The organism is Cytobacillus citreus (assembly GCF_018343665.1).
Taxonomy (GTDB): Bacteria; Bacillota; Bacilli; order Bacillales; family Cytobacillaceae; genus Cytobacillus; species Cytobacillus citreus.
In genome coordinates, this window is record NZ_JAGYPM010000001.1 from 388,123 (window position 1) to 401,275 (window position 13,153).

The following is a 13,153-nucleotide window of genomic DNA, read 5'->3' on the forward strand; positions in this document are numbered from 1 at the left end:
CTTGGCGATTATCCGAGCTTGGAAGTCAATACTTTCGTATGAATAGTTTTGGGTAATTAATTACTAAACCATCACTAGCGACTTTGATCATAGACTCAAATGAACCACTCTTATAATGGAACATTCGATAATCATTTCCCACATTAATAAGTGTGTAGATTTGCTCTACTTTCTTAATGCTCAGTTCAGGGATTGTAATAAAAACCATTTTGAAAATCTGAGGTTCACTTATTATCCATTTTGTCCGATTAATGGGCAATGAGTTTGTAAAAGGAGTACAGGATATGTCGATATCTATTGCTCCGTAAAGTTCTTTGATTTCGTTCCCTTTTTGGTCAAACCATTGTCGATCTGAGTTAGTTTCAATGTAAAGGGATTTTCCGGTGTTAGGTATTTCTATACTTAGATTTTTAATGAACCAATCATTTAATTCTATTGTGTAGTCTATTTTGTTAGGAAAACCATTTTCCATAGAAATAACTGTACTGTTTACTTTCGACAAAGTATCAGAAGTAATAATTTCTAAAAATTCCGTACCGTAGGACTTAAGGTTTTCCCAAATTGCAACCTTGTTCATAATCTATCATCGCCTTTACTAATATAATAATATATTTTATCAAACAAACATAGAATTGGATATTTAGTAAACAATAGGTAAGAAGAGTTAATTATGTTGGCAAAGTTATCTGAAGATAAGAAGCAAATTGTTGTTAGTTATGACATTGATGTCCTCGTATAATCATTTGCAAGTTCTTTGATGGATGAATTATTTGGACATTTCAATGTGAAAGGTGATGATCCCTTTTTACTCAATCTCAGAACTTACTCGGTTTTTCTACCTTAATAGAAGATACTTCACCACAATCTTTGCAAAAAGTAAGAATTAAATTAGATCCTAAAGAAAATGTTTTGTTAATTGGTCTCACCTTTGCATAACCATCTAATCTACCTTGAGTAAATTTTTTACTCCCACAAACAATGCAGGTTTGATTCTGTTTATTCATACCAGCACCTCAAATATTTGTATTAATTCTTATTACGTTTTTTATACAAATAGGTTTCAATAGTCTTCATTTAGTAAAAAGCCCAGGAAAAAGCCCTGCAAATACAAACGGATTAATTATGAAGAATATGCCAATAAGTGTAAATGTGAATATAAAGGAAAAAAATAACAACAGTGCAGGTTTTTTCATTCGAAAATCCTCCAACTGATTTTTGTACAGTGTATTATAAAAAAAGTTATTATAGAAATAATTATAAGTGGAGATTGTTAGAATCAAATAAAGAAGCGAGTATCGTTATAGTCAAAACTGCATATCACAAAAAAATAGCATCTTTTTTATAAGATGCTGTATACTGTATTGTTAAAAACTAGTCCTCCATCTCTACAAGTTCTTGTAAATTTTTTTTGTGTAGTCATATATTTTTTAATAGTTAATGGGGAAATATTTTCAAATATGACATGTAGAGATCTGATTGTTGCTTGAAGTTCTTGCCTAAATAATACAACAATTGGAACTGACCTATGTTTATTTTTTTATCTCTTATGACAGTACAAATTATTTATTAAACTCGTTGGAAGGAAAGTTTACTTCTTATTATTCCTGTATTTAATATCCATATGAGTTTTAATAGCAGCAGCCGCGAGGATTAAAATGAATATACCTGCTCCTGCAGCAACTTGAATAAGAAAATCCATAAATAGCACATCCTGTCTGGTTATCACCAATATATTACCAAATACATATGTGGAGAATCAAATTTGATAAGGAGAGAATGAGGAATGATTAAAGCAATTGCATTTGAATCGAATGAAAATAAAGGTTGTTATGCTCCTGATGGTGTAGAAAAGGTTTTCGAAGGTGGCGAGGATGGGAACGTAACGAAGCTGGCAAAAGCTTTCCTTGTAATCAGGGATGATTTTGATAAACCTACAAATTCTCCGACAAATCTATTTTCAAAGATCATATAAGAACATCTATTTTAAAACAAAAAAGTCATCAATCCTTTTTTTACAAAAGGATTTGATGACTTTTAATTTATACGTCCCAGATAGGAATCGAACCTACGACCTACAGCTTAGGAGGCTGTCGCTCTATCCTACTGAGCTACTGGGACATTACATTAGATTTATATTATAAACCCAATTTTCCAGTGCAGTCAATTGTTTCGAATGAAAAAGGGCGAATGGACATGCCAATCGCCCTTTGCTTTAGTTTAATAGTTTTTTTCTATAATACTTAAGAATAGTAGCTGCTCTTGTTTGCAAAATTTTGAGCCTTGATGTACTTAATTCGATTAGAGGCTGTGCAAATGAAATTGTCATTTTACTCGATAATAGCAGGGTAAGAACTAAAGATATTCCTGCTAGCAAAAGAAAGTTTTCTGGATCAGTAAAATAGTATTGAATATTGCTTTCCCTAAACAGACGTACAAAGAAACCATGAAGTAAATAAACATAAAGAGTATTTTTACCTACAGTTGTAAAGAAATATTGTTTCCTTGGAACAAGAGAGAAAAAACTGAAAACCATAATTAGGCTTAATATATAGAAGGCAAGCCGAGCAAAAACAGCTGTAATGGAAGCTACGCGCATCTCCGTATAGGGTTTCGATCCAAGGAGCCATTCATGGTTCAAATCCGGAAATAAATAAAAACCAGTAAAAACGATAATAAAAATGGATATTGAAGCAATCTTTGCTTTAGGTGACACGATTAAAGAAAAATGCTCTTTCTTTAAATAGTATCCAATTAAAAAAAGCGGGAAAAACACAAAAGTTCTTGATAAGCTTAAAAAATCAGTAATCCAATCAGCATATCCCACCATTAATCCAATAGCAAAAGCGACAATGATTGAGATTATGGGCTTTATTTTTGTGAATAGAATAAGCATTATGTTCCAGGAAAATAAACTGATCAAAAACCATAAGGACCAATGCGGTGTAAGTGGATCAACCTGAATTGACTGCTCATTGTATAGAAAATAATAAAATAAAGAATAAATAAGCTGAAATATTATATAAGGAAGTATTAATTTTTTTGAAATTTTAGCTATATAACCTTGCTTATTAAAGCCTTTAGCAAAAAAACCAGATATTAATATAAAAGCAGGCATATGAAAGGTGTAAATCAGCTTATATAATGTATAAACAGTCTCATTTTCTGAAATATAAGACCGTAGAAAATGTCCAAATACAACTAAAAAAATTAAAATGAATTTTGCGTTATCAAAATAATATTCACGCTTTTGCATTTTTTCCTCCTCTTTTTAGACCCCCTAAAAAGATTCTTTTATTATACACCCACCCTATCATGAATAAAACCAATATATACATTTGAATGAATGGATGGATTCCCAATAAAAGTAATATACAGCTATCATTCTTCTGTTATAATACATAAAAACATCTGTTATATAATTGTGCATGCGGTTTCAAAGTTTATTTAATAGGGTTTTAGACAGAAATATAATTCTGTTCCAATCATAAAAGATGGAATGTTTGACTTTTGTCACAGCAGTTCACAAACCTTTCAAATACAATAACTTTAGGGGGATTGTTAATGTTTGCTAATTAGCAAACGACATGAAGAATATTGGGAGGGTGAATATGTCAATTTTACCAAAGAAAAATGAACTTGGATTTTTTGAAATTAGACTGGAGTCAATTGGCGGACTAGGTGCCAATTTGGCTGGGAAAATGCTGGCGGAAGCTGGTGTATTAGGGCTTGGCCTGAACGGATCAAACTTTTCTTCCTATGGATCTGAAAAAAAAGGTTCTCCTGTGAAAAGCTTTATCCGCTTTTGTGATAATGATGTAGAAATACGCGCACATAGCCCAATCGAGCAGCCTCATGTGATCGGTGTTTTTCACGAAGCATTATATAAAACTGTCGATGTAGTTAGCGGCCTTATGCCGGATGGAATTCTATTAGTCAATTCAATTAGGAGTTTTGATGATATTAAAAAAGATTTGAAATTAGAATATGGCACGTTAGCAATCGTTGATGCATTGCAAATTGCTGTCAAAAGTAAATACAGCTATGCTCGGGGCGTTATTCCGTATTTGTGACTTCCTTGACCCAGAATCAATGAAGAATGTAATCCGCAGCACTTTTGAAAAGAAATATCCACATCTAGTAGAACCAAATATTAGAACCTTTGAACGTGGATATAACGAAGTTCGATTTAAAACGTATGAAACACCTGAAGATGCCATTGGAAAAGAATTCTCACGTCCATTGCCTCAACTCGGATTTGAAACTCAGGAAATTGGCGGGGTCATTACTGCTCAGGCAAACAGCATTTTGAAGGATCTTAGCGGTTCGAGACAAGGGTTTCTTCCTAAGTTCGAACAAGAACAATGTATTAACTGTGCAGCATGTGATACCGTTTGTCCAGATTATTGTTTTGTATGGGAAGAAGGAGAAGACAAACGGGGAAGGAAGCAAATGTTCCTTAAAGGAATCGATTATCAATACTGCAAAGGCTGTTTGAAATGTGTTGAAGCTTGTCCAACGACTGCATTAAGCGAATTACGAGAATCGATCGGCTATGCTGAATCACGCTGGGTCAAACAAAGCTTTCCTTATTTAGTAGGAGGTATTTCATAATGGCAATGGTGGAAGAAGAACTAAAAGTATTAAAAAGCGCAGAGCAACTGACAACCTTTGAAAGCGGCAACGAAATGGCGGCAATGGCTGCCGCACAAATAAATTATCATATCATGGGCTATTTCCCTATTACGCCTTCAACAGAAGTTGCTCAATATTTAGATCAAATGAAAGCGAGAGGGGAACATAATATTAAGTTAATCCCAGCAGATGGGGAACACGGATCTGCGGGGATATGTTATGGTGCTGCTGCAACTGGTGCAAGGGTCTTTAATGCAACGAGTGCAAATGGACTCATGTACATGATTGAGCAGCTTCCCGTTCAATCTGGAACCCGTTTCCCAATGGTCATGAACCTAGTTACTCGTTCTATCAGTGGCCCATTAGATATTCGTGGAGATCATTCTGATTTGTATTTTGCATTAAATACCGGTTGGGTTATATTGACTGCAAGAACACCTCAAGCCGTGTATGACATGAATATTATGGCGTTGAAAATTGCTGAGCATGCAAAAGTTCGCTTGCCTGTAATGGTAGCTTATGATGGCTTCTTTACGTCTCATCAAAAAAGAAAGGTTAAATATTTCAAGGATCGCGAAATTGTTCAGCACTTTGTTGGTGAATGTCCGACTGATTATCATTTTGCAAGGGACCCGAAAAGGCCTGTAACAATAGGCGCACATATGAATGGCGAAGATATAATAAATAATCATTACCAGCAATCAGAAGCGATGTATGCTGCAGGTGAAGTCTTTAAAGAAGTAGCAGCGGAATACTCAAAAATTTCTGGCCGCGAATATCCTGTACTTGATCTCTATAAAATGGAAGATGCTGAGGTTGCTTTATTCTTATTAAATTCTGCTGCAGAAACAGCTAAGGATGTCTTGGACCATCTTAGAGAAAAAGGAATAAAGGCTGGTGTTATTAGTCCAAATATAATCCGTCCATTCCCTGCAAAAGAAATCCGCGTAGTATTGAAGAATGTAAATGCATTGCTAATTGGTGAAAGAGCAGATTCTTATGGTGGAAACGGTCCGAATTTAACTCATGAAGTGAAGTCAGCATTACAGGATGATAAAGATAATAAAACAATCGTTTTGAGCAGGGTGTTTGGTCTTGGCGGTAAGGACTTTTATGCAGATGATGCAGAACATTTCTTTGACGAAGCAATAGATGCAATGGAAAAAGGATATGCAAATATTCCATTTGAGTATTATGGTCATATTCCGGGGAATAAAGATCAGGCATTGAAACCAGTCATTTCTCCCCAGTTTGGAGACGTGTATAATTCTGGATTAATCCATGTAGAGAAGGATCCTGAAACCAAAAAATTAAAGGTGAAGATTCCGCCTTTGCGTTCCCTTACTACAAAACCAAAGCGTTTAGCCTCTGGACATGGAGCATGCCCTGGTTGTGGTATTTTTACTGGGCTTGAGTTATTTTTTAAGGGAATTGAAGGAGATGTCGTGATATTATTCCAAACTGGATGTGCATATGTAACAACTACTTCATATCCTTATTCCTCACATAAACAAACAATGATTCATAATTTGTTCCAAAATGGAGCTGCAACACTATCTGGAACCGTTGAAGCCTTTTTAGAATTAAAGGATCGTGGTGAAATCGAAGTCTCTGATGATGCAACATTTGTTATGATCACAGGTGACGGTGGCATGGATATCGGTATGGGCTCAAGTATAGGAACGGCTTTAAGGAATCACAAACTAATTATGCTAGAGTATGATAATGAAGGATACATGAATACAGGGTCACAATTGTCCTATTCTACTCCAAAAGGTCATATGACTAGTACTAGTAATGTTGGACGTGCGCAAAAGGGTAAAACTTTTCATCATAAGGATACAGCACAAATAATGGCTTCAACGAATATTCCATACGTTTTTACTGGAGCAGAGGCTTTCCCACAGGATTTAATAAAAAAAGCTGCTAAAGCACAGTGGTACGCACAAAATGTAGGAACAGTATATGGGAAGATCCTTATTACCTGTCCATTAAACTGGAAATCAGAGGATCGATATGGTGAGAAAATTATTGAGGCAGCTGTAAATACATGCTTCTTCCCACTTTACGAGGTTGAGGAAGGCTTAACAACGATCACTTATAATCCAGTTGAGAAAAAGAAGAGGGTCGAATTGTCTGAATGGCTAAAATATATGGGGAAGACAAAACATTTGTTAAAAGAAGAAAATCGTGAAATGCTAACAGAATTGGAAGAGGAAATCGAAAATCGCTGGCAACGTCTGCTTGCCAAGCATGAAAATCCATATTTGTAAGTAAATCTCTTTCATTTTTCTTAGAATATTATTAAATAAAGTTTCACTTTTTTAAAGAGCAAAGTGCAATATTTGTACTTTGCTCTTTTTTTCTTATTAGTCTGTGTTAAAGCATAGGTGTTGAAAATGAAATCAACAGGGGAGTTTATCATAGCCTTTTATTAAAAAATGGAAATAATTATATAATTTATTTTAATTTTCCCACAAATGAAAACTATTCCTTCAAAATTTAAATAATTTGCATTATAATAAAATAATGCAATAGTAAAAATGTTTCATATTTTACATAACTTTTAGATTATTCCAAAGCAACTATGGTTAGACAAAGGAGGAGGACCTAGGATGAAAGGGGTAAAAAAAACACGAATTAAGAAGGTAGGTAAAAAGAAAAAGATCAAACAAAAAAAGGAAAATAGATTAGTAAATTTATTCGCTAATATTCCTTTATGGAAGAAATTAAAGCTTGGTCAAAAATACGGAGTCGCATTATTTGTAACGATTGGACTCTTTACTATTTCTACCTTAATTACATTTGTCCTATTAACGATAGCTAATTCCAAAATGGAAACAGTTAAAGATACCGGTGAAAGGGCCATTATGATCTCTGCAGCAACTGCTATTTTTCATCAGAAAGGAAGTACTATTGGGAACTATATTATAGATTCAAATCCAAAGCATTTAAGGACATTTGATGAATTATCTAAGGAATTTAATCAATTAAAGAAAGATATTCAACCTACATTATCAACTTCAGAAACGAAAAAATTATTTTCAGAGATCATTAAAAGTGATAAAGAAATTTCAAACTTGTTTCATTTTACGATCAAACCTAAAGTTAAGCTTCAGCATGAAAGAGAATACCGGCTTGCGAAATTGAAAGCAGATAATATTATTTCGGAAACAGTCGTTAAGCTAGAAAGCTTAAGTGATATGTTGATAGAAGAGCAAAGAAGCGCAGTAAATACAGCTAAGTCTGAAATAACTCTTACGTTAGTTGTACTTGTCATTTCTATAGTTATTTCTGCTGCGTTAGGTATTGCTAGTATCCTAGTCATTGGGAAAATCATTTCAAACAAACTCGGTCAAATTGTACATCTTTCTAATGAGGTTGCTACAGGAAATTTAAGTGTCGAATTAGTCCAATATGAAGGTACAGACGAAATTGCTGAATTAAGCAAGGCAACGAATGCAATGAAAGAAAGACTTCAGGCCATGATTCAGGAAATTTCTGCTGTTTCTAGTTTTGTTACAGAGAAGAGTGGAGAACTTAATATTGCTGCAAATGAAGTGAGTGCTGCAAGTCAGCAAGGAGCTTCAACAATGCAAGAGCTTTCAGTAGGAGCAACTGAACAGGCCGATTCGACCACTGGATTAGCTAGTATGATGGACGATTACTTAGTAAAGGTTCAGAAAGCCACCGAAAGTGGTTTTGTGATTAAAAACACCTCAAATGAAGTATTAACAATGACAAAAAATGGTGTATCATTGATGAGAGAATCTCAAGAGCAAATGGCTATAATAAATGAAATTATGCAAACATCCGTTGATCGAGTGAATGGCCTAGATGAACAGACGAAGCTAATTTCTAAACTGGTTCAAGTCATTCACGATATCGCAAATCAAACGAATTTGCTTGCATTGAATGCAGCCATTGAGGCAGCAAGAGCAGGTGAACATGGAAGGGGATTTGCAGTAGTAGCGGATGAAGTAAGAAAGCTTGCTGAGCAAGTATCTCATTCTGTTGCTGATATCACGACTATAGTGAAAGGCATCCAAAATGAATCGAATAATGTGGTTGCCTCCTTACAAGAAGGATATACTCAAGTGGAAAAAGGAACTGACCAAATTCAATTAACCAGTGAAACATTTAATAAAATTTATCAAGCTATTAATTTGATGACGGATAATGTGAATGAAATATCATTAAATCTAGAAAAGGTTTCTGAAGGTTCCTCACAAATGAATCAGTCGATTGAAATTATCGCCTCTATTTCAGAGGAGTCAGCTGCTGGAATTGAGCAAACGAGCGCAAGTATGTCGCAAACCAACATTTCAATAGAAGAAATCTCTGAAAATGCCCAATCCTTATCAGTACAAGCTGACAAATTAAATGAAATGATTTCTAAATTTAAACTGTAATTATCTTTTAAGCTTAGGTGTCCTTTAATAATATGAAGGACACCTTTTCGTTATCTTTTTGTTTTACATTAACTAATCAATATGAAAGAACGACGATTTAATATTTTTCCTTTCAATATCTTTATTTAAAATTAACAACTCCATTTTCCTTTTCTAGAAAGGAAATCCAGTTAATTTGTAGAATAATGTATAATGTAAATCCCAATAGGGAGGGTATAGAGAAGTGACTTTGAATAAGAAAATCAACAGGTATGATGCAGATAATCTCGAGAAAAAATCTTTATACAAGAGCAATTCAAACTTTCTAAATGGACAATTTATTGAGGGGATTTTTTTAAACGCAGCAGATGGGATGGTCATATTTGATGAATCGGGAATAATTCTTGAAGTAAATCCCTCTTTTTGTACAAGTGTGCATAGGAATCGAAACGATTTGATTGGATTAACAATGGAAAAGTTAGTGCCATTTGAAATGCATTTTAAGTTAGAAAAGCAAGCAAAAATATTAAAAGAAAAAAACAGTGTAAGGGGAGTTCTTCCAATATTAGTTAAGGAAAGTCTCTCTTACTTTGAGTTCACAACAAGTACTTTACAAAAAGATACCCTTTTTATGTCTATTTATCGAGATATAACAGAAAAGAGGAAGCTAGAGCAAAAAGTAAGAAAAAATGAGGAGTTGTATAAGGATTTATTTGCTGAGGCTCTCGATGGAATTATTTTTTGGACAGAGAAGGGGAAAATTGTTAATGCAAATGAGTCTGCCTGCAGGATTTTTGAAAGCAGTTACGACGATCTTGTATCCAAAAACATCGTGGATTTTATATATGCTAAAGATGAAAAATTTAAGAAAATGTATAAAAATCTTTTTGAACATGGAGAAATTAGGGACGAACTCGTGTTTCTTATGCCAAATGGTCAAAAAAAGTCATTAGAATTTACGACAAAGTTACATGCAGTAGAAGGATATCATTTGACTATTTTACGGAATGTAAGTGACACTCGCAGAATGGAAAAAGAGCTAAGGGAAAGTGAATTAAAATTTCGTAAAGTGTTTGAAGGAGCCATAGAGGGTATCATTATTTTGAATAATGATTTTAAAATAATAGATATCAACCAAGCAGGAGAAAAATTGTTAAAGAATCTGAAAAAAACCTTGGTTGGTCATTCATTTACTAAAATTTTAAGAGAGTTTCAATTAAGTGATGATGAAATTGAAGGTTATTCGTCTGATTTGATAAGAAAAGGTAAAGCAACGGGGACTGTTGAAGTCATTTTAGGATCAGATGAAATAAAATTTATTGAATTTGCAGCTAAGTATAATGTTTTCTCTCAATTTAGTTTAATAACCTTTAAAGATATAACTGAAAAACTTGAGATGGATGTCAAACTGCGAAAATCAGATACATTGCATGTTATTGGTGAGCTTGCGGCTGGAATAGCCCACGAAATCCGAAATCCGATGACGGCTCTTAAAGGGTTTATTCAATTATTAGAAGATAACATAGTAGAAGACTATTCCATGTACTTTAATATTATTACATCTGAATTGCAAAGAATCGATTCAATCATTAACGAATTTTTGATTTTAGCAAAGCCACAAGCAGTTAAGTTTATTGAAAGAGATATTACCCAGATAATGAAAGAAACAGTTGAATTTTTAAGTGCACAAGCAGTATTACATAATGTTCAGTTTCTAACATATTATGAGAAAGATTTACCGCCTATCTATTGTGAACAAAATCAAATGAAAAAGGTTTTTATCAATCTTATAAAAAATGCGATTGAGGTTATGCCAAAAGGAGGATTTGTTACAATTACAATGAATTCTGCCACTGATGAAAGAATTCATATCTCCATTCAAGATGAAGGCTGCGGAATTCCTAAGGATAAAATAAATAAGCTAGGACAACCCTTTTATACAACTAAAGAAAGAGGGACTGGTTTAGGTTTAATGGTAACCTATAAAATTGTCGAAGAGCATGAGGGGACGATTGAGGTTGAAAGTGAATTAGGGGTTGGGACAGTTTTTCATATTTATTTACCTTTAATGAAAAAAGAGATTAGCAGGAAGAATTAGACTATCTATTTCATTAGGTAAATAGACGGATTAAAAAAGGTGGGTTTTTTCTGAAAAATGAGTGATGAAGGTTAATGAAGGTGCAAGAATCATGTCGAAATTCCTATAAAAACATATTAGAATAATGGCAAAAAAATAATTTATAGGGAAATTTGTCTAATTTTGCGAATCTATTTACTTTTTAATAGATTATTGCAATAATGCTAGAAGTAGTATTATTAGATAGAGATAGACATTTGTACTATGAATAATAGGATGGGTGACTGGTTTGGAACTGAAAGGCAAAAAAATATTGCTTCAAATTCAAGAAAAAAGAGATAAAATGATAGATACAGCAAAGAATAAAGGATTTACAAGCGAGGACACAATTCGCTGCAGTCAAGAATTGGATGAATTAATTTACGAGTATCAACGGTCTCTTCATTTAAATAAAAAACAAAAAGTTAATGTTCATTTTCCTATAAGAAAAATGGTTTTTGCAGTACATAATCAATTAGATATAACAAAACAAGAAATGTATACATAGAAAAGCGGAGGCGTATACGGAACAATAAAAGTTCAGATTGTTTCCAATGTGATTATCTGAAGTAACTTTCCTTAGTGGACAGCTCAAGGGTTTTCACAAGACGAGCTCAGCTAGAAGACGTTCTTTGTCTTCTGGCTGGGATTGGCTTATGACACGAGTCCCTAGGAGCCGCAACTAGCCAAGCTTGTGACCTCGAGGTCGACAAAAACGCGGCGTCCTCCCAAAAGCTTCTCTTTTGGTCGTGCAATGTGTCGCTGACGTAGCTTTCCTTGTCCTGTCGCATTGTCGACACTAGTACGTCCTGTACGTCGGAGGTAGGCGCTGGAGCTGAACGTAGATGAACTATATCTCAAGTAATCAACAGATAGCGAAAATTATAATTTCCTATACAATAAAAAAACCCCAATGGCGCCCGTCTTCGTCATTGGGGTTTTGGGTTAAATCAAGGAAACGATCGATATTGCATATATATTAAGCAAAAACATCTATGAGCAATACCATGAATAACAGCCCGATGATAAAGGAATAGGTTGAAGTCCGTTCATTTCCATCCCCATGGCTTTCAGGGATAAGTTCTTTATAAATAATAAATAACATTGCACCTGCCGCGAATGCCAAACCATAAGGGACAAGAAAATCTACATATGAGGTTAAATAAAAGCCTAATAATCCCATGACAATCTCAATTGCTCCAGTCATTGTGGCTATTATAAATGCTTTAAATTTATTAATCTTTTGATTTACTAAAAAAAGAGCAACTAGAAAGCCTTCTGGAGCATTTTGCAACCCAATTGCAAAGGCAATTAAGTTTCCAGTATCTTGTATATGTGATGCGTAGCTAACCCCTACTGAAAGCCCTTCAGGGATATTATGGAGAGTAATTGCTGCAATAATTAACATTGCTTTTTCGTCAAACTCAATACCCATTTTAGAATGCTTAAGATCAATGTGAGGAATATTTTTCTCCATAAGAGTAAGGACTAATACTCCAAGAAATATCCCGATTGAAAGTTGTATAAAACCTCCAGTTTTTAGTGCTTCCGGTATAAGGCCTAGTGTAGAAGCGGCCATCATTATTCCAGCAGTGAAAGCGAGTAAATTATCGCGCCACCTATGGGTAACAGTTTCGGACATAAAAAGAATAATAAAAGCACCGAGACCTGTTGATAACGCTGAGAGAACGCTTCCGAAAATTACTTCACTCATTATTCTTTCCTCATTTCTATGTATAACTTTATTATAAAAGTGAAACCCAAATGGTGACAAATATTAAATTCAATTAAGATCAAAAAAGAACTTGTGAGTTTTATCACAGATATTTCCAATTATTTTGAATAAAATGTTTATTAGAATATTATACCTTGTATTTACTTCTATTTTTTGCCTCTATGCCCCTGACCGAAATAATATTTTCTAAATAAAAGCCCATGATGTGTTCGAAAAATATTCTAGAATAAACATTACTATTTCTACATGAACAATTCTTAAATCAATAGTTTCTTTTAA

General features: G+C 34.0%; 9 protein-coding genes, 1 tRNA gene and 1 pseudogene. 6 read left to right on the forward strand and 5 right to left on the reverse strand.

The features are described 5' to 3' along the window. Positions 1-25: 25 nt before the first annotated feature. A complete protein-coding gene (locus KHA94_RS02010; protein WP_213100478.1) occupies positions 26-577 on the reverse strand; it encodes a putative glycolipid-binding domain-containing protein in 552 nt (183 codons plus the stop codon). 238 nt (positions 578-815) lie between these two features. Then, positions 816-1,004: a hypothetical protein gene (locus tag KHA94_RS02015; protein WP_213100479.1), complete on the reverse strand. Its 189-nt coding sequence runs from the start codon at positions 1,002-1,004 to the stop codon at positions 816-818. Positions 1,005-1,783: 779 nt separating this feature from the next. On the opposite strand from KHA94_RS02015, the gene KHA94_RS02020 reads away from it, so the two are divergent. After that, complete coding sequence (locus KHA94_RS02020; RefSeq protein WP_213100480.1) at positions 1,784-1,972, forward strand: hypothetical protein; 189 nt, start codon at positions 1,784-1,786, stop codon at positions 1,970-1,972. A gap of 72 nt (positions 1,973-2,044) precedes the next feature. Here the strand turns inward: KHA94_RS02020 and KHA94_RS02025 are convergent. Both KHA94_RS02025 and KHA94_RS02030 read right to left on the reverse strand, forming a co-directional pair. After that, positions 2,045-2,118 (reverse strand) — tRNA-Arg (locus tag KHA94_RS02025). A gap of 94 nt (positions 2,119-2,212) precedes the next feature. Next, the gene (locus KHA94_RS02030; RefSeq protein ID WP_213100481.1) at positions 2,213-3,253 is read right to left on the reverse strand and encodes an acyltransferase family protein; all 1,041 of its coding nucleotides are present in this window, start codon (positions 3,251-3,253) and stop codon (positions 2,213-2,215) included. Between the two features lie 355 nt (positions 3,254-3,608). Between KHA94_RS02030 and KHA94_RS02035 the strand changes: the two are divergent. From KHA94_RS02035 to KHA94_RS02055, 5 genes and pseudogenes are all read left to right on the forward strand, one after another. Beyond that, a pseudogene (locus tag KHA94_RS02035) lies at positions 3,609-4,611 on the forward strand (2-oxoacid:acceptor oxidoreductase family protein). Further along, positions 4,611-6,905 (forward strand): thiamine pyrophosphate-dependent enzyme, encoded by a 2,295-nt coding sequence (locus KHA94_RS02040; RefSeq protein WP_213100482.1) that lies wholly within the window; start codon positions 4,611-4,613, stop codon positions 6,903-6,905. The pseudogene KHA94_RS02035 and the gene KHA94_RS02040 overlap by 1 nt, the downstream one beginning before the upstream one ends. 342 nt (positions 6,906-7,247) lie before the next feature. Then, positions 7,248-9,044, forward strand: coding sequence for a methyl-accepting chemotaxis protein (locus KHA94_RS02045; protein ID WP_213100483.1), 1,797 nt, complete (start codon positions 7,248-7,250; stop codon positions 9,042-9,044). A 223-nt stretch (positions 9,045-9,267) separates the two neighbouring features. Beyond that, on the forward strand, positions 9,268-11,121 hold the full coding sequence (locus KHA94_RS02050; RefSeq protein WP_213100484.1) for a PAS domain-containing sensor histidine kinase: 1,854 nt from the start codon (positions 9,268-9,270) through the stop codon (positions 11,119-11,121). A gap of 268 nt (positions 11,122-11,389) precedes the next feature. Then, positions 11,390-11,647 (forward strand): aspartyl-phosphate phosphatase Spo0E family protein, encoded by a 258-nt coding sequence (locus tag KHA94_RS02055; RefSeq protein ID WP_249365271.1) that lies wholly within the window; start codon positions 11,390-11,392, stop codon positions 11,645-11,647. 471 nt (positions 11,648-12,118) lie between these two features. Here KHA94_RS02055 and KHA94_RS02060 read toward each other — a convergent pair whose 3' ends face one another. Further along, positions 12,119-12,853: a ZIP family metal transporter gene (locus KHA94_RS02060; protein ID WP_213100485.1), complete on the reverse strand. Its 735-nt coding sequence runs from the start codon at positions 12,851-12,853 to the stop codon at positions 12,119-12,121. Between the last annotated feature and the right edge of the window lie 300 nt (positions 12,854-13,153).

Coding starts and splice junctions, on each gene's coding strand:
- KHA94_RS02010 (WP_213100478.1), bottom strand. CDS start 577: ATGAACAAGGTTGCAATTTGGGAAAACCTTAAGTCCTACGGTACGGAA.
- KHA94_RS02015 (WP_213100479.1), bottom strand. CDS start 1,004: ATGAATAAACAGAATCAAACCTGCATTGTTTGTGGGAGTAAAAAATTT.
- KHA94_RS02020 (WP_213100480.1), top strand. CDS start 1,784: ATGATTAAAGCAATTGCATTTGAATCGAATGAAAATAAAGGTTGTTAT.
- KHA94_RS02030 (WP_213100481.1), bottom strand. CDS start 3,253: ATGCAAAAGCGTGAATATTATTTTGATAACGCAAAATTCATTTTAATT.
- KHA94_RS02040 (WP_213100482.1), top strand. CDS start 4,611: ATGGCAATGGTGGAAGAAGAACTAAAAGTATTAAAAAGCGCAGAGCAA.
- KHA94_RS02045 (WP_213100483.1), top strand. CDS start 7,248: ATGAAAGGGGTAAAAAAAACACGAATTAAGAAGGTAGGTAAAAAGAAA.
- KHA94_RS02060 (WP_213100485.1), bottom strand. CDS start 12,853: ATGAGTGAAGTAATTTTCGGAAGCGTTCTCTCAGCGTTATCAACAGGT.